The following is a 20,829-nucleotide window of genomic DNA, read 5'->3' as shown; positions in this document are numbered from 1 at the left end:
CGCCGGCAAACAATGTGACGCTGGCGCCCGCGGATACCGCGGGCGGATATGTCGCCCGGTTGCTGATCAACGAGGTGCCCTTCCCGGGTGAGCGCGGGTGGGTGAGCGAGGAGGATTCCATGGCGGCGCAGGCGGCCATCCTGTGGGTCCTGCGCAACCGACTGCGCCATATTCCACCCGGCTACACGCAGCGCCAGGTGGCGGCGGTGACCACGTGGGATGTCATGGACCTCCTCACGGCGGGCGGGGTGCACGGCCAGGTGGAGGGCTTTTATCGCGATGCGTCCGGCCGGCCGGCGCTGAGCGACCACGTGCAGGAGCGCATCAACCACCTGGCGGTGATCGCCGGGCGAGGTGTGCCCGGCCGCTTCGCGCGGCTGATGAACCATGCGCAGGAGCTGGCCGACGACTTCGTGGCGAACGCCCCGGGGGATCGCTTCGCGGCGTTGCGCGAGATCGACCGCGTGCCGGTGACCGGCTCGGCCTACGGCTGGATGACCGACCGCGAAATTTTCCGCCCGGGCGGAAATTTCGTGCGGATCGGCGACCAGTGGCGGGGCGGCCTGGGGGGTAACCGGTTCTTCACCCTGAGGAGGCTCCGGTGAGCGCGCGGCTGCTGGCCGTCCTGATGCTTGTCCTCGCCCCGCTGACCCCGGTGGCCCGGGCGGAGATCGACCCGGCGTTGGCGGACCGCGACTGGCTGCGCGAGGTGATCCGCTACACTTATTACTGGTATCTGGACGACGCGTTCTTCGGGGCGACGCAGGCGGACACGACGATCGACGTCTGGGTGCGCGGCGTCGAGCCGCACCAACGCGATCCGGAGGACCGCAGCCGGTTCGCCGAGCTATGGCTGCCGCAGGCGAAGGTGCTGCTGGGCCTGAAGCAGGCGGATTATCACATCCCGGAGCTCGACCTGCCGGTGAAGAGCGCCGGCTACCGGGTCATCCGTGGCAGCCACGAGGAGACACCGCCGGGCGATCCGGCGGCGTGGCAGCGGGTGGCATTCGACCGGGCGGCCTTGTTCGAGGAACTCCGGTCCACGCGGGGCAACCTCCATGCGCCGCGCCCGGCGACCCAGGCACTGGCGGTCGCGGCGATGCGGCGCGAGTTCGCCCGGGCCGGGGACGTCAAGGGACCGCAGCAGCTTTTCATCGCCGCCCGCACCGACGTGACGACCGATGTTTGGGTGTTCTGGCTGGACCGTCGCCTGCTGGTGCGGATCTCGGGCGACATGGACGCTGTGGACCCCGGACTGGCCGCGCACCTGCCCTTGCTCGTGCGCCGGTATCCGCTCGGGGAGAACGTGGTCGCATCGTTCCATGAGGCGGAGGGTCGGAATTCCTTCCTGACCCGCGACCTCGCCAGCCGGGCGCTGTTTGTCTGTCTGGCCCGCGGCGAGGCGGTCGTGCTCGAGCCGTGAGCGGACTCAGCGCGGGTCGGGGCCGAGAGGGAGCTTGGGCGCCCACTTGAGCCAGGCCTTTTCCGCGTCGTCGTAGAGCGGGAAGACGGTGCCCTCCGGCACGGGGTCGCTGGTGGTGTTGTCCGGCGTGGCGAAGGCGACGCCGCCGGTGATGAGGGATTCCAGTGAATTCGTGTGCACCTGGGCGCCGAGCAGGCCGAGCTTCATAGACAGGCCGCCGGAGTTCCAGAAATGCGTGTCGCTCCGCACGAGGCGGTCGTAGGGCCGGAAGATCCGCAGCGTGACGAGGACGTGGGTGGCGTCGTCGGCCAGCCGGTGGTCCTCGACCACGCCGACCTTGACCTCGCGGAAGAGCACGGGCGAGCCGGGCTGCAGGCTGTTCAGCTTGTCGGTGCGGAGCACGATTTTGTGGCCGGGCTGCAGCCCCTCGCCGGCGGGCGCGCGGTCGAGGCCTTGGAAACGCATGGCCGGCCGGCCGACGCCGGCGCGGACGCTGAGGCGCGCGCCGCTGAGCAGGGTTTCCAAACCGTGGACGCCGGACAGCCCGATCTCGGGCCGCAGCAGCCAGAATTCCGAGCCCTCGACCGCCAGCGGCCGGGCGGTGCCGTCGAGCTGCACGCGGACGGTGACGCCGTCCAGCCGCGGGTTGAGGCCGACCTCCATGACGGTGCCGACCACCACGCCCTTGTGCACGAGCGGGGTCTTGCCGGCCTCGAGGCCGGCGCCGTTGGCGAAAGCGATCTCGATCACCGGACCGCGGTCGCGGTGCTGGCGGACGAGCAGCCAGCCGCTCACGACCAGGGCGGTCAGGGGCACGAGCCAGACGAGGAAGCCGGCGAACCGGGAGGAGGGGGCGGGGGAGTCACTCATGGGTGGGAAGGGAGGGGGCGCCGGGTGGATTCCAGGGCGCTGGTGGCGAGCATGGTGAGGATGACCGCGCCCGCGAAGGCCACCACGCCGGGGCGCGCCTCGATCCGGGCGAGGCTGCCGAATTGCACGAGGCCGCAGAGGAACGCGACGAGAAAGACATCGAGCATGGACCACCGGCCGATGCCGTGCACGAGGCGCTGCAGGCGACCGGCGTGCGCCGGGTCCAGCAGCCCGGGCCAGCGCGCGGCGGCGAGCAGCACGCCCAGGGCGAGCAGTTTCAGCACCGGCACCAGCAGGCTGGCCGTGAACACGATAAGCGCGATGCCCCACAGGCCGCCGTGCCAGAGTTTGAGCACGCTGGTCAGCAGGGTGTCGGCATGCTCGTGGCCGAGGCGCGTGAAGCTCATGACGGGAAGGGAATAGGCCGGCACCAGCAGGCAGAGCGCGCCCAGCCCGCAGGCCGCGGCGGCCGGGACGTTGGCCGGGCGGTCGTTGGTCTCGGCCGGCGCAGACGGCAGGGCGCGCAGCGCGAGCAAGGTGCAGACGGCGGTGGCGCCGTAGCACCACAGGCCCGCAGCGGGCGCGGCCTCGACCAGGGCCGAGAGTTTCACGAACGCGACCAGGATGGCCAGCAGGCGCACGTCCGGCATCGACCACGGCTCGAGCCACCGCGCGAACCGGCGCAGCGGATGACCGCCGGCCCCCCCGGGGCGCAGCGCCAGCCACGTGAGGCTGCCCAGTAGCAGGAGCGGGGCGACCAGCCCGCAAAACGCGACCAGCGCCGCGAGCAGCACGTGGCCCTGGTGCCAGAGGCTCGCGATCCCGGAGAACATGCGGCCCTCGTTGGTCCGGCCGAATTTGGCCGCCGCCACGAAGGGAAGCTGCAGCGACACCAGCAGCAGGATCAGTCCGGTGAGGCTCCAAGCCAGCGCCGCCGGCGAACGGCCCGTGACCGCCCGGGTGCCCCCGGATCCAGGGAAGGTGTGCACCGCGGCAGCACAAGGACGCCGGGCCGGCCTGTCAAACCGCCGCTCACTCCGGTTCTCCGGTGCGAGCTTGCAGATTTTTCCGCGCGTGCTGTCTTAGTCCCCGGAAAATCGCGACCCGACCTCATGCACACCCTTGTCCTTCCCTTCGACTCCTGCGTGGCGGTCCTCACCATCCCCGGCGGCCTGTTCAGCCTGATCGCCTGGCTGGTGGTCGCGACCGCGCTGCTGGTGCTGGGGATCGCCCTGGTTTGGTCCGGGCGGCGCCGGTTGCTGGCCTGGATCGAACGACGCGCCCTGGATTGGACGCGGGAGATCGGTTCGCACCGGCTGCGGTTGCTGGGCGTGCGGCAGATCCGGTTGAACGCCCGCATCCTGGTGCGGCTGCTGAGCCTCGCCCTGGTGATGGTCGGGGTTTTCCTGTGGGTGGCGTTCGTGCTCGAGCTCTTTGATGGCACCCGAGCCTGGGGCGACCATCTGATCCAAGGCGTATTGGGCGAGCTGCGCCTGATCGCCGGCAAGGTGGTGACTGCGCTCCCCGGCCTCGGGGTCGTGGCCATCCTTTATTTCCTCACGCGCGTGGTCCACGATGTGTTGAACAACTATTTCCGTTCGATCGAGGACGGCGAGATCGCCAGCGAGCGCTTCGACGCCGTGACCGCGGAGGTGACCCGCCGTCTGGCGGGCGTCGGGCTGTGGGTGGCAGCCGTGATCATCGCGTATCCCTACATCCCGGGCAGCGAAACGGCGGCCTTCAAGGGGGTCACCATTCTCGCCGGCCTGATGGTCTCGCTGGGATCCACCAACCTGGTCGGCCAGCTGGTGAACGGGCTGGTGCTGATCTACACGCGCGCGGTCCGTCCGGGCGACTTTGTCCAGACCCCGCAGGGCGACGGCACGGTGGAGCGGATCGGCCTGTTTTCCTGCACGCTGCGCACGGGGGACGGGGTGGTGATCACACTGCCGAACAGCACGCTCGCGCAGGAGATCAGGAATTTCTCCCGCGGCCAGCCCGGCGCGCCCGCCTGTTTTTTCACCACGGTCACCATCGGCTACGATGCGCCCTGGACGCAGGTGCGCGACCTCCTGCTGGCGGCGGCGCGCGATGTGCCGGCGATCCGGCCCGATCCGGCCCCCTGGGTGCGGCAGGCGGCCCTCGAGGACTTCTATGTGCGGTATGAGCTGGTCTTCGCGGCCGTGGACCCGACGCAGCGCAGCCGGACCTTCTCCGTGTTGCACGAGGCCATCCAAAACCGTTTCCACGCCGCGGGCGTGCAGATCATGTCGCCCCATTACGAGAACGACCCGGCGACCGCGAAGATCCCCCGCGTCCCATGAATGCCGCCTCCAACACCCGCCCGCCGGGCCTGCCGCCGTGGGCCGGGCTCCGGCGCTGGCTTGCCGCCGGCGCCGGCCTGATCGCCGCATTGGGCGCCGGGGCGCAGCCTGATGTTGCGACCGAAATGCCCCTGCGCGGCGTGGTGTTGCGGCAGGCGCTGCAGGACTTCGTGCCGGCCGGGGTGGAGACGCCGGGCCTGGATCTCGCGGCCGCCCCCGTGGTCGCGGCGGATGCCGCGTTCCAGACCAAAGCGACCGCGCTGCTCGGCCAGCCCATCACGTTGGCTCTGCTGCACGAGCTGACGGCGGAGGTCGTGCTGGCCTACCGACGCGCCGGTAGGCCGCTGGCCGACGCCGCCGTGCCCGAACAGAACATCAGCACCGGTACCGTGCAGGTCATCATCCTCGAGGCGCACCTCGGCACCGTGAAGGTCGAGGGCGCGCGGTATTTTTCCGCGGAGCGCATCCAGGCCGCACTGCGCACGCAGCCCGGGGAACCGCTGTACGCCGGCACGCTGTTCAGCGACCTCGACTGGTTGAACAAGAATCCGTTCCGGCGCGTCGACTTGGTCTACGAGCGCGGTCGGGACCTCGGGACCACCGACGTCGTGCTGCGCGTGACGGAGCGGCGGCCGTGGCAGGCCTTCGCCGGCTACGACAACGAGAACGTCGCGGCGCTGGGTCGTGACCGCTGGTTTGCCGGCGTGCGCGCGGGCAACCTTTGGGGCGCGGAGCACCAGCTCAACCTCCTTTACACCCAGGGCCGGGATGCCGCGGAATACCGAGGCATCGCGGCCGACTACACCGTGCCGCTGCGCTGGCGGCACCTGGTCACGGTCAACGCTGCCTTCGCGGAGCCGAACGTGGACGGCCCGACCTTCGACAGCGCGGGCCGCTCCTGGCGGCTCGGCTTGCGTTATGCGGGCGAGCTGCCGCGCACGCGCCTCTGGGAGATCGACTGGGCCGCGGGGTACGAGATCCGGAGCAGCGACAACGACATCCTCTTCGGCGGCACCAGCGTGTTTTCGAGTGCGTACCAGACCCACGAATTCCTGGCCGAGATCGCCGCCCGCCGTCCCGGCCCGGCGGGCGAGTCAACGCTCAAGGCCGCGGTCTATCTCAGCCCGGGCGGGATCGGCCCGCGCAACGCCAGCGCCGACCTGTCGGCGGGCGGACGTTCGCGTATCGGGGCGCGCTACGCCTACCTCGACCTCGGGGCCAGCCATCGCGTGGCCTTGCCGCGCGCGTATGCCCTCAGTCTCGCCGCCAGCGCGCGCCTCACCGGCGACCGGCTCCCGCCCTCGAGCGAGTTCGCCCTCGGGGGCGCCAACACGATGCCGGGCTACAGTGAGGCCACCGTGCTCGGCGACAGCGCGGTCTGGGCGCAGGCCAAGCTACAGACGCCGGTCTGGCATGTTTTTCGCCGGCAGGAGCAAGCTTCGGCGGATGCGGTCCGTTTCTCGGCCAGCTACAATCTGGGCCGGGTCTGGCTCACGGACCGCACGCCGGTGGAGGCGGCGCAGGGCCTGCGGGAGCAGCGCCAGCTGGAATCCATCGGCCTCGGCGTGAACTATGAATTTTCCCGCCACCTGCAGGTGGCCTTCACCTACGGCTGGCAGCTGCGACCGCCCGCTCCCGGCGTGGGTCGCTCCTCGCGCGGGCATGTCTCCGCCGTGCTGAACTTCTGAGCTCCACCCCGTGAAACGACTCCGTTCCCTCCTGCTGTCGGCGATCCTGGCTCCGGCCGCACTGCGGGCGCAGCCGACCGACGGGCGCATCGCGGCCGGCGCCGGCGAGATCAGCGCCGCGGGCAACCTGACCCGGATTACGCAGGCCAGCGACCGGATGGTCATCGACTGGGGTTCGTTTTCGATCCCGGCCGGGACGACGGTGGACTTCGCCCAGCCCGGCGCGCTGGCCGCCGTGTTGAACCGGGTGACCGGCCCCGAGGCCTCGGTGCTGCTTGGCACGCTGCGCGCCAACGGCCAGGTCTACCTGCTCAACCCCCACGGCGTGCTGATCGGGCCGAACGGCCGCGTGGACACGGCCGGCTTTATCGCGGCGACCAGCCGGCTGGACAACGCGGATTTTTTGCGCGGCATGCCGCTGGCATTCACCGCCGGCACCGATGCCGCGATCGTCAATCAAGGCACCGTCAACGCCGTGGGCGGCCCGGTCCTCTTCATCGCGAGGCACGTCGAGAATCGCGGCACGTTGTCCGCCCCCGGCGGGACGGTGCAACTCGTGGGCGGGACGGAGGTCCTGCTGGCGACGGCGGATTCCCCGGCCCTGATCCGCGCCGGCTCCGCCGAGGGCACGGTGGCCAACACGCCCGCGGCCGCCATCGCGGCCGCGCAGGTGCGGCTGCAGGCGGCCGGCAACAATCCCTCGGCGCTGGCCATCAACCAGGAGGGCCTGGTCCGCGCCACCGGTGTGGCCGGGCGCAACGGCGAGGTGTGGCTGGTCGGCGGCGGGGACGCCCTCGTCGCGCAGCGCGGCGTGATCGCCGCAACCGACGCCGACGGCACGGGCGGCGCGATTTTCGGCACGGGCGGGCGGTTGCTGCTCGCCGCGGGCTCGCAGACGCGCGCCGACGGGCCCGGCGGCGGGGGCCTGATCCAGCTTGGCGGCGCCGAGCAGGGACGCCCCGGCACCCTGCCCAACGCGCGGCAGACGCTCGCCGAGACCGGCGCGCAGATCTCGGCCGATGCCACCACCGCCGGGGCCGGCGGCCGGGTCGTCCTCTGGGGCGACGAGGCGCTCGGTTTCTACGGCGCGATTTCCGCCCGCGGCGCCGGCGGCGGGTCCGGCGGATTCGTCGAGACCTCCGCCGCCTGGCTGGACGCCTTCGGCCGGGTCGAGACCGGGCCCGGCGGGCGCTGGCTCCTCGATCCCTACAACATCCGCATTGTCGACGGGCCCTCCTCCGGCTTCTCCTTCTCCGGCACCAATCCCGTGATCGGCCGACCCACTGCCAGCGAATCCCGCGTCGACGTGCGCGTGCTGGAGCAGGCGCTCGCGTCGCAGGGGCAGGTGATCCTCGATACCGGTACGGCCGGCAATGATGTCGGCAACATCATCATCGACGCCCCGATCATCTACCAGGGGATCGGCAGCGCGCAGCTGACGTTCAACGCCGCGAACGACATTTATGTGAACCGCGACATCACCGCGGCCAGCGATTCGCTCGGCCTGGATTTCAACGCCGACTTCGACGCGAACGGCTCGGGCAAGGTGATCCTGGGCGGAAACCTGGTCACGCTGGGCGGCACGGTGACGTTCCAGGAGGACGTGGTGACGACCGGCAATGCGGACCTCTCCATCATGTCGGGCGGTGGCAAGATCATCTTCGCCGGCGACCTGCGGCTCGCCAACACGGACGGCCTCGACCTCAGCTCACAGGGCGGAGACATCCTGATGTCGTCGCTGAGCTCGGACGTGCAGCGCAACGCCATCCTTCGGTTGACCGACCTCGGGCCGCGCAACCTCTACTCTTCGATCTCCGCCCTGCTGTCGAATCCCACGCAGACGCCCGCGGCGACCCTCGGCACGGAAGCCGGCAAGCTGGTGAAGCGCCGCCAGCTCCGCCGCGTGAATAATCCGCCCGGCTTCACGACCGTGGCGTGGATGGGCTTCAAGCAGGCCCCGGTGCAGGGCCCGGGATCGCAGGTCAGCTCCGGCAACTTCGGGCCCGTGCGTCCGCCGGGGGGGATCGACGACAGCTATATGGACATCACGGTGCCCAACACGCCGTTCTGGGCGCAGAACAATCCGCCTACGGGTACCGGCGGGGGCCGACCGCCCATCGATGACAGTTACATGGATTTCCCGCCGCGGCCGCAGACCGGCGGCACGAACCCGAATAATGGCAATCCTTCGCGTCCCCCAATCGACGACAGTTACATGGATTTTCCCTGGCGTCCCCAGCCAGGCGTCACCACCCAAACGCCCACGCCGAACGGCCAGCGCCCGCCGATCGACGACAGTTACATGGATTTTCCGCCCCGGCCCCCGACGGGGGGCGGCACATCGGCCACCGGCCAGCCGGTGGTGGTCACGGCCGGACCGGGGGCCACCGATTCCAGCGTCAATCAGGCGAACCCGCCGCAGGTCCTCCAGCCGCCGGTGCTGGTGATCACCCAGGCCCAGCCGCCTCCGGCCCAGACGGGGCCCGGCGCATCCAACCAAGGCCCGGTGCCGCAGCCGATCGCCGTACCGTCCCTGACCGTGACCGTCACGCCGCCGGCGGATGTGCCGGTGCCACAGCCCCCGACCGCGGTGGTGACCCCGCCGCAGCCGGTGGCGGTACCCACCCTGCCGGTGCAGGTAGCGGGGACGCCTGATCCCATCATCCAACCGGCGGTCACCGGTCCGCAACCGCAGCCCATCGCCGTGCCCACGCTGCCGGTGGTGGTCAGCAATCCTCCGGCGGTGGTCCAGCCGCCGGCGCAACAGACCGGCCCCATCGTTGCGACCGCCATCCCGCAGGTGCCGGTGGTGACCGGCCCGCAAAACAACACCCCCGCCCTGCAGGGCCCGAACCTGCCGTCCGTGGTGGCGACGCAGCCCACGGTGGTCGCCGTGCCGTCCCTACCCGTGGTGGTGAGCAATCCCCCCGTGATCATCCAGCCGCCCGCCCAGGTGCCGGGGCCGACCGTGATCACGGCGGTCCCGCAGGTTCCGACCGTGAGCGGCCCGCAGAACAATATGCCCGCGTTGCAGGGTCCGTCTCTCCCGACGCTCGTCGCCACCCAGCCCAGCGCCGTCGCCGTGCCAACGTTGCCGGTGGTGGTGAACAACCCACCGGTGATCGCGCTGCCGCCGGCCCAGTCGATTCCGGTCGTGGTGCAGTCCGTGCCGCAGCTGCCCGTCGTAAACGGTCCGCAAACGAATGCGCCTGCGTTGCAGGGCCCGGGCATGCCGACGGTCATTGCCACGCAGCCGGCGATCATGGCGGTACCCACGCTGCCGGTGATCGTCACGCCGAACCAGCCGGTGGTGCAGCCGCCGCTCCCGCAATCCGGCCCAGTCGTCATCACCCCTATCCCGCAGGTCCCGACGGTCACCGGCCCGCAGAACAATCCGCCTGCCTTGCAGGGTCCGAACCTCCCCACGGTCGTGGCCAACCAACCCCAGCCGGTCGCCGTGCCGTCCTTGCCCGTCGTCGTGAACAACCCGCCGGTGCTCACGCCTCCGTCCGGCCAGCCAGTCACGGTGGTGCTGCAGCCGGTGCCGCAGGTGCCGGTCGTGAGCGGTCCGCAAAACAACATGCCCGCGCTCCAGGGCCCGGGTACGCCGACGGTCATCGCCACCCAGCCCACGATTGTCGCGGTGCCGACTCTGCCGGTGACGGTCACGCCGAACCAGCCGGTGGCACAGCCACCGATTGCGCAATCCGGCCCGGTTGTCATCACGGCGGTGCCGCAGGTGCCGATCGTAACCGCCCCGCAGAACAATCCGCCCGCGCTGCAAGGGCCGGCTCTCCCGACGGTCGTGGCCACTCAACCCACGGCGATTGCCGTGCCGACGCTGCCGGTGGTCGTGAACAATCCTCCGGTCATCGCGCAGCCGCCCGCACAGCCCACGCAGGTGGTCATTCAGCCGGTGCCCCAGCTGCCGGTCGTGAGCGGTCCGCAAAACAACGCGCCCGCGCTCCAGGGCCCGGGTACGCCGACGATTATCGCCACGCAGCCCACGATTGTGGCGGTGCCGACTCTAACGGTGACGGTCACACCGAACCAGCCGGTGGTGCAGCCGCCGGTCCAGCAATCAGGCCCGGTTGTCATCACGGCGGTGCCGCAGGTTCCGTCGGTTAACGGCCCGCAGAACAACGCGCCGGCCTTGCAAGGTCCCAATCTCGCGACTGTCGTAACCACGCAACCCACGGCGGTCGCCGTGCCGACGTTGCCGGTGGTGGTGAACAATCCCCCGGTCATCGCGCAGCCGCCCACGCAGGCCGCGACGGTGGTGCTGCAGCCGGTGCCGCAGCTGCCGGTCGTGAACGGCCCGCAAAACAACCTGCCTGCGTTGCAGGGCCCGGGTACACCGACGGTCATCGCCACGCAGGCGACAATCGTGGCGGTCCCCGCGCTGCCGGTGACGGTCACGCCGAACCAGCCGGTGGTGCAACCGCCGGTGCAACAATCGGGCCCGGTCGTCATCACGCCAGTCCCGCAGATCCCGACCGTCAGCGGTCCGCAGAACAACGCGCCCGCGCTACAGGGTCCAAATCTGCCGATCGTCGTAGCCACGCAGCCGACCGTTGTGGCCGTGCCGACTTTGCCTGTGGTCGTGAACAATCCCCCGGTCACCACGCCCCCGCCGGTGCAAGCGGGTCCGGTCGTGGTGCAGGCGGTGCCGCAACTCCCCGTGGTCTCCGGTCCGCAGAATAATGCACCCGCGCTCCAGGGTCCCGGCACACCAACGGTCATCGCCACGCAGCCCACCGTCGTGGCGGTACCTACGCTCCCTGTTACGGTCACGCCGAATCAGCCGGTGGTGCAGCCGCCGGTCCAGCAGACCGGCCCGACCGTGATCACCGCGGTCCCGACCTTGCCGGTGATCTCCGGCCCGCAGACCAATCCGCCGGCATTACAGGGCCCGACCGTCGCGACGACGATCAATCAGCCGGTGGTGCTTGCCGTGCCGATGTTGCCGACGACGGTCACGCCGCCGCCCACCGTGGTGACCAACCAGGCCGTGCCGATTCTATCCCAGCTGGAACCGACCCATCCGGGAGCCGTCCAAGGTCCGGTGGTCACGACCGTGATCACGCAGACCACGACGGTCGTCGGGCCCCCGCAGGGCGGGGTTGGACCCGGCGTCACGATCCCCCCGGATCAGACGAACGGTCCCGCGCGGCCGAATCAGGGACCGACCGGCCCGGGCCTGCCGCCCGGCAACACGGGCACCGTGGTCATCGGTCAACCGGGCGAGGTGGGACCCACGCAGGTCGGCCCCACGCAGACCGGGGAAATCGTCACGGTCGTGAACACGGGATCGAACACCCAAGCCACCGATCGCCCGGTCGCCGGCCTGTTTGTGCTGCCGCTACCGGGGGTGGCGCGCGAGGCCGAGCTGGTCGGACTCCATTACAGCGTCGTCTACCGCAACTATGAGGCGCAGACTCTCGTCAACGATCTCGGCCGGCCCTTGTACGCCTTGAGCTCGGGCTACGAGCTGTTCCTGATGTTGGAAGGCCGTGCCCCGCGCGCGCCGACCGCAAAGACGCTTCAGCCCAGCCGCTGAAAGCCGGGTTGGCCGCGGTAACGCGCGGCTTGCCGTGACCGGGGGAGGGGCGACAGGCTCCGGCTTGCCCCCCATGTTGTTCTTCCCCGACTTCGATCTGGCCGTTTACGAGCAACCGCGCATCGAGCATGTCGCCGCCGCGGCGCTGGCGGCGGACCCGCGCTCGGTCACGATGGCCGTCAACCCGCGCAGCGCCGGCGGGCCGCATGATTTCTCGTCGGAGGGCGATTACTGGTGGCCGGATCCGCAGAATCCCGCTGCGCCCTACGTCCAGCGCGACGGGCTGAGCAACCCGGACAATTTCGTGGCGCACCGCCGGCTCATGCTGGACATGGCGCGCGATGCCGGCGCCCTGGCCGCAGCGTGGAAGGTGACGCGCGAGGAGCGGTATGCCAACGCGGCGGTGCAGCACCTGCTCGCGTGGTTCGTTCACCCCGACACGCGGATGAGTCCGCACCTGCTTTACGCGCAGGCGATCAAGGGCCGCAGCACCGGCCGCAGCATCGGCGTGATCGACACCCTGCACCTGGCCGAGGTCGCGCTGGCGGTGGAGGCGTTGCGGGGCTCGGCGGCCCTGACGCCGGCGGCGGACGCCGCGCTCACGGGCTGGTTTCGCGATTACCTGCACTGGATGCGCACGCACCCCTACGGCGTGGAGGAGAGCAAGGCATTGAACAACCATGGCACCTGTTGGACGCTGCAGGCCGCCTGCTTCGCGCGGCTGGTCGGGGACGAGGCGGTGCTGGCCGAGTGCCGGCGGCGCCTGAAGGAGGAGCACCTGCCGAACCAGATGGCGACCGACGGCAGTTTCCCCCTGGAACTGCGGCGCACGAAGCCCTACGGCTACGCGATCTTCAACCTCGACGTGATGACGGCGCTCGCGGTGGTGCTGTCGACGCCGGACGAAAATCTGATGACCTGGTCGCTGCCCGACGGCCGCAGCCTGGCGAAGGGCGTGGCCTGGCTCGCGCCCTATCTCGCCGACAAGTCACGCTGGGTGCGGGAAGTGAAGCGGCATCAGCAGACGCCCGCCGGGGCGATCCGCACCGAGGATCCGATCGCGGCGGATGTGATGTACTGGGACGAGTGGCCGGTGCGTCAGCCCTGCCTGTTGTTCGGCGCGCTCGCGACGGGCGACGAGTTGTGGCTGGCGACGTGGAAAAGACTCGAGCCCGACCCACAGGTGGAGGAGGTCCGGCGGAATTTTCCGATTCGCGAGCCGGTGTTGTGGGTGAGCGGCCAGTAGATCAGCTGCGTTCCGTCGACCGGGGCCCCGGGGACCAGGACTCGATGCGGCCATCGCGCGCGGTGAGGATGGTCACGCTGGCCTGAGCGCGGATTTCCCCGGCCTGCTCGGGCGGCAGGCCGTAGGCGGCGGCCTCTTCCTGGGGATCGAGGGCGGCGGGCAACGGGCGCAGCAGATCGCGGTTTGCCCCCCGCCACGTGCGGTAGCTCCAGAAAAAGTAGGCCACCATTAGCCCTGCGGTGAACACGAGGCCCTGGCGGAGCAGTTGCACGACCGAGGGCAGTTCATAATGCAGGTCTTCCCGCGCACGGGCGGCGAACCAGTCCCGGATCTCGGGAAACAACTGCAGCCACATCGCGCCGCACCCGGCCCAGAGCAGCATGGTGAGGATCGTGTCGCGGACGAGCACCCGGCGCGGCAGGCGTTCGGTCTCGGCGGTGAGGATGAGAGGGCGGCCGGTGCTCTTCATAGGCCCACCCCCCGGTCAGGGCTGACCCAGGTGCCGGAGCGCCGCTTGGCGCCGAAGGTCACCTTGAGGAAACCCACAAACGTGGTCGCCGCGCTCAGGAGCCAGTAGGCCAGCGGGTACCAGATGAGCCAGATGAAGTGCCGGAAGATGCCCGGCTCGATCCGGCGGTCGATGGCGAGGCTGACGGACGATTGGACCAGGAACACCAGGCTGAGCAGCAGGCCGGCGAGGGTGGGGAGCGGGCTGGGCAGGCCGAAATCGATCTCCGGGCCCGTCGAGATTTGCAGGACCCACAGCGCGATCAGCATCCCGAAGGCCAGCGCCCAGACGACGCTGAGGCAGTAGTCGATCAAGATGCCCCACATCGGCAGCACGTCGCGACTGAACAGGCGCGGCAGATATTTGTAGAACACCTGGGCGCCGCCGACCGCCCAGCGCAGCCGCTGCTTCCAGAGGCCGTGCAGCGACTCCGGCATCAGGATCCAGCACAGGGCGTTCGGGGCGAAACGCACGCGCCAGCCGTTGGTCTGCATCGCCCAGCTGATGTCGATGTCCTCGGTCTGCTGCCCCGGGTCCCAGTAGCCGACGTCGGCCAGGGCGCGCTTGCGGAAGCCGCAGACGACGCCCGAGACGGTGAAGATCCGGCCGTAGCCCATCTGGGCCCGCTTGAGGAGGCCGACGATGGAGGAGAACTCGCCGACCTGGAGGCGGCCGAGCAGGGTGGCGCGGTTGCGGATGCGGGGGTTGCCGGTGACGGCGCCGACATTCCCGCGCAGAAGGAACTCGCGCATCATCCAGTGCACGCACCACGGGTCGAGAATGGCGTCGCCGTCGATGCAGACGAGGTACTCGCTGCGGGCGGCGAGGGCGCCCGTGCGCAGGGCCAGGGCCTTGCCGCGGTTCTCCGCCAGGTGGACCACGCGGAGCCGCGGGTGTTGGGCGCGGAGCTGCTCGAGCAGCTCGCCGGTGCGGTCCTTGCTGCCGTCGTTGATGGCGATGATCTCGAGGTTCGGGTAGCGCAGGGCGGAGAGGCCCGCGATGGTCTCGGCGACGAGGACCTCCTCGTTGTAGCAGGGCACCAGCACACTGACCATGGGCAACGCGGGCAGCTCCGGCTCGGTGTGGGGCGGGGGCAGCAGCCGCTCCCGGCGCCAGTAGTACAGGCAGCCGCCGAGCACCCAGACGAAGGCCATCACGAACGGGTACATGAACGTGAAGTTCTGGACGGATTCCAGGAGCGGGTTCATGGCGAGGCGAAGGGGTCGACGCGCGCGGAAAGCGCGGGGCGAAGGCCGGGCGGCGGATTCGCCGGCGGTGGTCCATCGAGACCGTAGTGGGCGACCCCGCGGGCGAGCCAGTCGGCGCCGGCGGCCTCGGTGGCGTCCAGCGCGAGCACCAGCCGGCTGCGCGCTGCGGGGAGCTCGAGCCAGCCGGCCAGCTCCCTCGGCCCGGGCGCGCGGTCGGGCCAGAGCAGATCGGGTTGCAGGGCCGCCCAGTTGCCCGCCTCGTCCGGCCGAGCGGGGACACGCAGGTGGAGCCGCGCGGCGGGTTGGTAGCGCCGCAGCACCGCGAGTGCCGCGACCAGCCGGGCGGGGTCGTCCCGCCCGCTGACAAAATCCGTGAACAGCACCCCGTCGAAGGGCACGGCCGCTCCGAGCGCCTGCCATTCCGCCTCGTCTGTCCCCGCCAGCGGGAGGCGCAGGACGACATCCACCCCGGCCCGGGTGCGGGTCTGCCAGGCCAGGCGGTTCAGGTAGTCGGGGCCGGCGGTGAAGCGGCTGCCGGCAAAGAACGCCGTGTCGGGCCGGCCGTCCGCGTCGCGGTCGGAAAAAGCGTCGAGGTGCAGCGCGGTGAGACCAAGGCCGCGCGTGGCCTCGATCAGGGCGCCCAACCGCGCGTCCTGCTCCGCCGCAGTGGGGGCGGTGGCGATGGCGGCGGGGTCCACGCGCGCGAAGCGGTGGAGCGGGGACCGGGCCGGCGGGCGGAGCATGCGCTCCATCGTCGCCGCGTCCGGATCACGCGACGGGTAGTAGCGGGGGATGCGGTCGAGCCGGTCGGTGTCGCCCGCGCCGGGGTCGAGGCCGAACAGCACGGAGTAGCCGGCGGCCCGCGCGGCGGCGATGCCATCCTCGTTGTAGCGGCCGAAGGGCCAGACGAGGACCCGCGGGCGGCGTCCGGTGAACGTCGCCAAGCTGTCGGCGCTGCGCTCCAGGTCGGTGCGAACCCGGGCGGTGAAGGCGGCGCGGTCCTCCCGCGCGCCCGTGTCCGGATCGTAGCTGCGGGCGATGGCGGCGGGCAGCTCGTTGCCTTCCCGGTTGGCGCGCAGGCCGCGGTGCAGCCCATGGCTGTGCGAGGCGATCTCCACCCAGGGCGAGGCCGCGATGCGGCGGAGCTGGTCGGGGGTGACGAAGCGCTCGCGCGGGACCGCGGTGCCGCCGTAGTCCACTTCCTGGCCCGCCGGGACCTCCAGCCAGCTCGAGACAAAGGCGAAGACCGCGGGGTAACGGTAGGCCTCGAGCAGCGGCAGCACCCGCGTGGCGAAGCTGGCGTAGCCGTCGTCGAAGGTCAGCAGCACGGCGCGGGGCGGCAGCGGACGGACGCCGGCGCGGGCGGCGAGCACATCCTCGACGCTGACCACGGCGTAGCCCTCGGCCTTCAGCCACTCGAAGTGCTCCACCAGCCGGCGCACCGTGATGGTGTCGGCCGCCTGGCGGCTGCCCTCGTCCTCGACATCGTGGTAACACAGGACGGTGAAGGGCTGGCCGGCCTGGACGGCCGCGCCCAGGAGGAGCGCGATGATCAGGCCGGCACCGGCGCGGCGGAGAAGGTTAAAAGCGGCCATGGAGGGAGAGTTCCCAGCGGGTGAACCGCTCGTTGGCGCCGTCATAGCGCGCCGAGCCGGTGGTAATGGTTACGTGGCCGGCCAGCGCGTCCGAGAAATCGCGGCGGAGTCCGTAGCCCGCGCTCCACCCGGTGCCGGCGCCGAAGCCGCGCTCGGCGCGGCGGCCGAGGTGCAGCGAAGCCTCCTGAACCCAGGCGGTGCGGTAGCGGCGGTGGATGACATGGTTGGCCTCCAGACCGACGCCGCCGTCCCAGGCCCGGGCCGGGGCGTAATACGGTTCGCCCGAGCGGGAGTTGGTTTGCACGGAGGCGTCCAGCAGCAGGTCGAGGTCCAGGTGCGGCCGCTCATAAAGGCGCTCGCGCCAAGTGGCCGAACCCTCGGTGCGGCGGTTGCCGCTGGAAAACCGGGTCGCCTGTCCGCCCACAGTCAGCCGGCGGCTCTCGTGCGGGGCCCAGCCGAGCGAGGCGGCCAGGGAGTCAGCCGTGAGCCCGTAATGCAGGGCCCGCAACGGCAGGTCCGGGGTGTGGGCGGCGGCGGTCACCTCGGCCGACCAGGTGTCGGTCGCCTGCCAGCGGCCACGCAGCCGGGCGTGGGTCGAGTCGCGCGTGGATTCCAGCCGGCCGGCCTGCGCCAGCAAGTCGACGAAGCCGCGGCGCCATTCGAGGCCCGCGACGGGCACGGCGAGATCCACCTCGCCCTCCGGGATGGCGGCCTGCGCGGCCGTGTAGCCGGCCATCAGCCGCCACTCGTGGGCGAGGGGCGGGGCCCAGAGTTCCGCCTGGGCCCCCCACGAGCCGCCGCTGAGGTCAGGGCCGCCGCCGTTTTCGTGCTCGTAGCTCAGATAAAATTCCGGGCGGCCCAGCAGCTCCCGGTTGCGGAGCAGGCGCTGCACGGCCTTATTCTCAGGGTACGCGGCGCCGAGGGCTGTGATTGCGTCGTCGGTCGCGGCGTACTGGCGCGTGGCAAAGAGCAGCTCAGTGCGGGCGAGGTGCGTGGCGGTTTCGCCGGGATCGAGGGTCTCGACGCGGGCGAGCTCGGTGAGGGCGCGGCGGGGCCAGCCGCGGGCGGCCATGACCGCGGCGGATTCGCGGCGCACATACCCGTTGCCGGGCGCGGCGCGAGCCAGCGGTTCGATCCGCCGCCAGGCTGAGGCCAACTCGTCGGCGTAGTAGCGGGCCAGGGCGGCGGTGACGGCGAGGCCGAGCTTGTCGGGGTTGTCGCGGGGGGCGGCTTCGGTCGTGTAGGTGAAGCCCGCGGGCTGGGCCGCGTCGAGGGCGTCGACCAAGGCGTAGGCGGCGGCGAAGTCCTCGCACTCGACCTCGGCGTAGAAGAGGGACTGGGCCAGCTCGAGGTTGTCCGGGTCGCGGCGCCGGGCCTCCCGGTAAAGTTCGCGCGCCTGCTCCGGCTTTTCGAGGTAGAGCAGGGCGTCGCCGACGGCGGCGAGCGCGTACGGCGGCAGCGCTGTCGCGGGCTCGGGCCAGCGGGAAAACTCGGCGGCGATCTCCGCCATGCGGACGCGGGCGCGCAGGGCAACCCAGCGGTCGAGGGTCAGGCGGCGGATGATGCCACCGTCGGGTTCCGGCCGGGCGCGGGCGGCGACCAGCTGACGGCCGAGGTCGGCGAGGGCGCGGTCGGCGGTTGCGAAACGCTGCGCCGGGTCGCGGTCCCCGACGGTCGTGAGGCGGGTCAGCGAGGCGCCGGCCGCCGCGTCGAGCGCGGGATCGCCGGCCCCGGCCACAGCGCGGGCCCCCAGGCCCCCGCCCAAGTCCGCCAGGGCGCGCGCCACGTCCGTCTGCACCCAGCCCGGACGAGCGTCCGGTGGCAGCGCGGACCAGGCCGCGAGGGCGTCCGCGGGCCGGCCGGCCCAGGTGTAGACGGCTACGAGGTCGGCCTGGGCGGTGGCATCGCCACCGGCGGCCAGTTGCTCGAGGACCGGCAGGGCGCGGCCAAAGTCGCCCACCCGGGCCAGCTGGACGGCGTCCGTGCGCGGATCGGCGCGGACCAGGCCCAACGCGAGCGGGAAAAGCAGGAGGAGGTGGCGGGTGGTGGGCACGAAAGCAGAGGAAAGGTGCGGGGCGTGATTTCTCAGGCGCCTTGCCGCCGGGCGAGGGGGAAGCCCACGGCGAAGATCAGGATGGTCGCCACGATGGCGGCAAAGATGGGCGCGGGCAGCAAGTCGGCGTGGGGGATGCCCGCCGCGACCGGGGTGAGCGCCATGACGCCCGCCGCCAGACCCCGCGGCAGCGCGACCCAGGCCACGTTCCTTTGGGCGGCGGAAAGATTCGCATCGGCTAGGGCGAGCCGGGCGGCGGGCCAGCGCACGAGAAGCAGTACCAGCCCCAGCGCGGCTCCCAGGGCCAGCGGACCCGGAGCCAGCGGCAGGCTGGCCCCGATGAAGGTGAAAAACAGCGACTTCACGATGAAGAGGGCAAAGTCCGACAGACGCATCGACGTGTTGCTCAACTCCAGCTTGCGCTCGCCCGTGCTCAGGCCGAGCAATCGCAGCACCATCGTGGCGTTGCCCAGGGTCACCGCTGCCGCCAGCACGGCGAGCGCGGGACTGCCACCAAAGTGGCTCGTTGCAGCGTAGAGGCCAAGCATGATGGCGAGCAGGAAGATGTACGCGTGGCGGCTGCGCATCAGCGGCTGGATGAATAGCACGAGGAGCAGACCGCAGAGCGTCCCGCCGAGGAGGCCCACCCCGAAGCTCCGGCTGACGCTGAGCAGGGGGGCGGTGGCCGAAACATGGCCGGCGAGGAGCAGGTCCACCATCACACCCGTGCACACGACCACCAGCACATCCGTGAGGGCAGATTCCACGTTGAGCGGTTGGGCCACGGCATTCTCCACCTTGGCAAAACCGAGGGTGGCCATGACCACCACCGAGCTGGATCCGCCCAGGATCAGGCCGGTCAGCACGGCGAGTTGCCAGGTCCACTCCGCCGGGAGCACGCCGCCGCGGACGAGGCCGAGGATGAGCAGCGCGACGCCGCCCACCGACCCGAGGAAGGTCAGCACGGCCAGCTTCGAGGCCTTCCAGGCGTGGGTGACCAGCTGGTCGAGCGGCAGGCCCAGCCCGCCATGAAACAGGACGATGATGATCGTCAGCGCGCCCAGCAGCGGCGCGACGAGCTGCAGCTCCGCGGCCTGCACGAGGCCGGCCACCGGCCCCAGGACGGCCCCGACGGCGATGAGCCAGACCGCATCGGGGACACCGGTGCGCGCAAAGAGCCACTCGCCGAGCAGACCGACGAGGAGAATGCCGGCGATGATGAACAGGGAGATTTGGTCGTGGGTCATAACGATGAAGCGGAGGCCATGTAACGAATTTTCCGGACGGGCTTAGGGGCAGCGTTACTGCGGCGAGCGCAAGAGGCGGTCGGACAAGACCGAACCGGTCGCGTCGTGTTTTTCCTCGAAAGCCATTTCGAAACCCACGCCGACGATCGTGGATAGTTTTCTCCGGCTCCAGCCGTTCTCGCGCAGCATGGTGGCGCCGGCGATCAGCTCCCCCGTGAGCCAGTCCCGAAACATGCGCTGCCGATACACCACGTAGGCGCCATATTGCCGGACCGGGACAGCATCCCGGGTGTCGCCCTGCAGGCCGACGCCATACAGGAGGGCCCGGTGGTTGCCGAGCTTCTGGTAGAGGTGGGCCCGGGAGTCGTATTGCACACCCGAGGTGGCGTCCGAAATCTTCGCCCAGTTGGGAAAACGTAACACGAGGTCATCCCGCAACTGCCAGGCGAAGTCGAGCGAGCTGGAGCAGCCGAACTGTTCGCTCTCCTTCCAGAAGACGCTTTCGCTGAAGGTCACGGTCTGGCCGGGGGCGAAGGCGTGTTGGTAGTGGTAGTTGGCCCGGACATAGGCATCGGGCGGCCAGCGCAGGATCGCCCCCGCTTGGAGCGTGACGCGCTGGGCATGGGACCAAGGCGGGGTGTAGCCCAATCCGACCAACCAGGAGTTATCCTTGGGGTCCGACGATCCCGTGGGGCTCTGGTTCTTGTCCTGCACGATGTCATCCGTGCCGCCCTTCCCGATGAAAGCGTTGAGCCGGTGGCTGAGTTGCGCCAGCGGCAGGTTGGCCCGGAGTTGGGTGCGCACCCGGATGCCCTGATATTCCTGCCAGAGGGTGCGCACCTGCAGCTGACCGTTCGCGCCCTTGCCTGCATTGGTGTAACGTTCCTCGCCGAACAGGCCGTCCACCCAGCGCGACGATTGGTCCAGCGTGTGGGCGAAGCCCTGCTGGAACCGGTCCAAAAATCCTGGTGCGACCGGCGCCGCTCCGGGCGGCTTTTCGGCCGCGGCCAGCAACGGCATGACGAGGCAGGCGCCAGCCAGTATGCCGGACCGGGCCCATGAACCAAAGGCAGAGGCAAACCGGTCGTACATGGGTTTCATGGGTGA

At 70.7% G+C, this 20,829-nt stretch carries 14 protein-coding genes; 6 read left to right on the top strand and 8 right to left on the bottom strand.

The window, feature by feature from the left end:
- Positions 1 to 14: 14 nt before the first annotated feature.
- Both Verru16B_RS03435 and Verru16B_RS03430 read left to right on the top strand, forming a co-directional pair.
- Positions 15 to 605: a hypothetical protein gene (locus tag Verru16B_RS03435; RefSeq protein ID WP_069960971.1), complete on the top strand. Its 591-nt coding sequence runs from the start codon at positions 15 to 17 to the stop codon at positions 603 to 605.
- A complete protein-coding gene (locus Verru16B_RS03430) occupies positions 602 to 1,423 on the top strand; it encodes a hypothetical protein (RefSeq protein ID WP_069960970.1) in 822 nt (273 codons plus the stop codon). Before Verru16B_RS03435 ends, Verru16B_RS03430 begins: the two co-directional genes overlap by 4 nt.
- A 6-nt stretch (positions 1,424 to 1,429) precedes the next feature.
- Here the strand turns inward: Verru16B_RS03430 and Verru16B_RS03425 are convergent, their stop codons facing one another.
- Together Verru16B_RS03425 and Verru16B_RS03420 are read right to left on the bottom strand one after the other, a co-directional pair.
- On the bottom strand, positions 1,430 to 2,293 hold the full coding sequence (locus tag Verru16B_RS03425; protein ID WP_069960969.1) for a PqiB family protein: 864 nt from the start codon (positions 2,291 to 2,293) through the stop codon (positions 1,430 to 1,432).
- Entirely contained in the window at positions 2,290 to 3,282 is a 993-nt protein-coding gene (locus Verru16B_RS03420) for a paraquat-inducible protein A (protein WP_069960968.1), read from the bottom strand. Before Verru16B_RS03420 ends, Verru16B_RS03425 begins: the two co-directional genes overlap by 4 nt.
- Before the next feature lie 123 nt (positions 3,283 to 3,405).
- Here Verru16B_RS03420 and Verru16B_RS03415 point away from each other — a divergent pair, with 123 nt between their 5' ends.
- The 4 genes from Verru16B_RS03415 to Verru16B_RS03400 all read left to right on the top strand — a co-directional run bounded on the left by Verru16B_RS03415 (position 3,406) and on the right by Verru16B_RS03400 (position 13,111).
- Complete coding sequence (locus Verru16B_RS03415) at positions 3,406 to 4,617, top strand: mechanosensitive ion channel family protein (protein WP_069960967.1); 1,212 nt, start codon at positions 3,406 to 3,408, stop codon at positions 4,615 to 4,617.
- Positions 4,614 to 6,305 carry a ShlB/FhaC/HecB family hemolysin secretion/activation protein gene (locus tag Verru16B_RS03410; protein WP_069960966.1) on the top strand — a complete coding sequence of 564 codons (1,692 nt, stop codon included), beginning with the start codon at positions 4,614 to 4,616 and terminating at the stop codon, positions 6,303 to 6,305. Before Verru16B_RS03415 ends, Verru16B_RS03410 begins: the two co-directional genes overlap by 4 nt.
- A gap of 10 nt (positions 6,306 to 6,315) precedes the next feature.
- Complete coding sequence (locus tag Verru16B_RS03405; protein WP_069960965.1) at positions 6,316 to 11,865, top strand: two-partner secretion domain-containing protein; 5,550 nt, start codon at positions 6,316 to 6,318, stop codon at positions 11,863 to 11,865.
- A gap of 73 nt (positions 11,866 to 11,938) precedes the next feature.
- The gene (locus tag Verru16B_RS03400) at positions 11,939 to 13,111 is read left to right on the top strand and encodes an alginate lyase family protein (RefSeq protein ID WP_069960964.1); all 1,173 of its coding nucleotides are present in this window, start codon (positions 11,939 to 11,941) and stop codon (positions 13,109 to 13,111) included.
- A 1-nt stretch (position 13,112) separates the two neighbouring features.
- On the opposite strand, the gene Verru16B_RS03395 is transcribed toward Verru16B_RS03400, so the two are convergent.
- From Verru16B_RS03395 to Verru16B_RS03370, 6 genes are read right to left on the bottom strand one after another with little or no spacing between them, the layout of a single operon-like run.
- Positions 13,113 to 13,580 carry a PgaD family protein gene (locus tag Verru16B_RS03395; protein ID WP_069960963.1) on the bottom strand — a complete coding sequence of 156 codons (468 nt, stop codon included), beginning with the start codon at positions 13,578 to 13,580 and terminating at the stop codon, positions 13,113 to 13,115.
- Positions 13,577 to 14,827 (bottom strand): poly-beta-1,6-N-acetyl-D-glucosamine synthase, encoded by a 1,251-nt coding sequence (gene pgaC, locus Verru16B_RS03390; protein WP_069960962.1) that lies wholly within the window; start codon positions 14,825 to 14,827, stop codon positions 13,577 to 13,579. The genes Verru16B_RS03395 and pgaC overlap by 4 nt, the downstream gene beginning before the upstream one ends.
- Positions 14,824 to 16,422: a poly-beta-1,6-N-acetyl-D-glucosamine N-deacetylase PgaB gene (gene pgaB, locus Verru16B_RS03385; RefSeq protein WP_069960961.1), complete on the bottom strand. Its 1,599-nt coding sequence runs from the start codon at positions 16,420 to 16,422 to the stop codon at positions 14,824 to 14,826. The genes pgaC and pgaB overlap by 4 nt, the downstream gene beginning before the upstream one ends.
- Entirely contained in the window at positions 16,409 to 18,475 is a 2,067-nt protein-coding gene (gene pgaA / locus Verru16B_RS03380; RefSeq protein WP_069960960.1) for a poly-beta-1,6 N-acetyl-D-glucosamine export porin PgaA, read from the bottom strand. Before pgaA ends, pgaB begins: the two co-directional genes overlap by 14 nt.
- 32 nt (positions 18,476 to 18,507) lie before the next feature.
- Positions 18,508 to 19,722 carry a cation:proton antiporter domain-containing protein gene (locus tag Verru16B_RS03375; protein WP_069960959.1) on the bottom strand — a complete coding sequence of 405 codons (1,215 nt, stop codon included), beginning with the start codon at positions 19,720 to 19,722 and terminating at the stop codon, positions 18,508 to 18,510.
- A gap of 54 nt (positions 19,723 to 19,776) precedes the next feature.
- Positions 19,777 to 20,823, bottom strand: coding sequence for a hypothetical protein (locus Verru16B_RS03370; RefSeq protein WP_157772168.1), 1,047 nt, complete (start codon positions 20,821 to 20,823; stop codon positions 19,777 to 19,779).
- Positions 20,824 to 20,829 lie beyond the last annotated feature (6 nt).

Source organism: Lacunisphaera limnophila, assembly GCF_001746835.1.
Classification (GTDB): Bacteria; Verrucomicrobiota; Verrucomicrobiia; order Opitutales; family Opitutaceae; genus Lacunisphaera; species Lacunisphaera limnophila.
This window is presented reverse-complemented; position numbering and strand designations above follow the sequence as displayed.

Bases quoted from the DNA above. Each gene is read 5' to 3' on its own strand.
- Verru16B_RS03425 (WP_069960969.1), bottom strand. From the start codon at position 2,293: ATGAGTGACTCCCCCGCCCCCTCCTCCCGGTTCGCCGGCTTCCTCGTC.
- Verru16B_RS03415 (WP_069960967.1), top strand. From the start codon at position 3,406: ATGCACACCCTTGTCCTTCCCTTCGACTCCTGCGTGGCGGTCCTCACC.
- Verru16B_RS03410 (WP_069960966.1), top strand. From the start codon at position 4,614: ATGAATGCCGCCTCCAACACCCGCCCGCCGGGCCTGCCGCCGTGGGCC.
- Verru16B_RS03400 (WP_069960964.1), top strand. From the start codon at position 11,939: ATGTTGTTCTTCCCCGACTTCGATCTGGCCGTTTACGAGCAACCGCGC.
- Verru16B_RS03395 (WP_069960963.1), bottom strand. From the start codon at position 13,580: ATGAAGAGCACCGGCCGCCCTCTCATCCTCACCGCCGAGACCGAACGC.
- pgaC (WP_069960962.1), bottom strand. From the start codon at position 14,827: ATGAACCCGCTCCTGGAATCCGTCCAGAACTTCACGTTCATGTACCCG.
- pgaB (WP_069960961.1), bottom strand. From the start codon at position 16,422: ATGGCCGCTTTTAACCTTCTCCGCCGCGCCGGTGCCGGCCTGATCATC.
- Verru16B_RS03375 (WP_069960959.1), bottom strand. From the start codon at position 19,722: ATGACCCACGACCAAATCTCCCTGTTCATCATCGCCGGCATTCTCCTC.
- Verru16B_RS03370 (WP_157772168.1), bottom strand. From the start codon at position 20,823: ATGAAACCCATGTACGACCGGTTTGCCTCTGCCTTTGGTTCATGGGCC.